The sequence below is a fragment of the Aeromonas sp. Y289-2 genome (assembly GCF_027705925.1).
GTDB classification, from domain to species: domain Bacteria; phylum Pseudomonadota; class Gammaproteobacteria; order Enterobacterales; family Aeromonadaceae; genus Aeromonas; species Aeromonas veronii.
The window spans coordinates 1-551 of record NZ_JAPDCH010000054.1 but is presented as its reverse complement, the minus strand read 5'-3'; the positions used below and the strand labels follow the sequence as shown (position 1 = coordinate 551).

Sequence of the window (551 nt, the reverse complement as noted above, 5' to 3'; positions counted from 1 at the left end):
ACCCAGATGCTGGACTCCATGATCAAGAACCCGCGTCCGACCCGCGCCGAAGCTGGTGACGTGGCCAACGCCATCCTAGACGGTACCGACGCAGTGATGCTGTCCGGTGAATCCGCCAAGGGTAAGTACCCACTGGAAGCCGTGACCATCATGGCCACCATCTGCGAGCGTACCGATGCCGTGATGCCGTCCAACCTGTCTGCTGCCAACGACAGCAAGAAGCTGCGCATCACCGAAGCCGTATGTAAAGGCGCCGTAGAGACCTCCGAGAAGCTGGACGCCCCGCTGATCGTGGTTGCTACCGAAGGCGGCAAATCTGCCAAGGCCATTCGCAAGTACTTCCCGAAAGCCTGGATCCTGGCTATCACCACCAACAAGAAAACTGCTGCCCAGCTGGTTCTGACCAAGGGTGTGGTTGCCCACGTGGTTGACAGCATCGCCTCTACCGACGATTTCTATCGCATCGGTAAAGAAGCCGCGCTGGAAATCGGCATGGGTCTGAAAGGTGACGTGGTTGTGATGGTCTCCGGTGCTCTGGTACCGAGCGGCAC

At 59.0% G+C, this 551-nt stretch carries 1 protein-coding gene; it reads left to right on the top strand.

The window, feature by feature from the left end; genetic code table 11:
- Window positions 1–551, top strand: a 551-nt coding sequence (locus tag OKC43_RS21690; protein ID WP_270660755.1) for a pyruvate kinase, incomplete at both ends; no start/stop codon positions are given.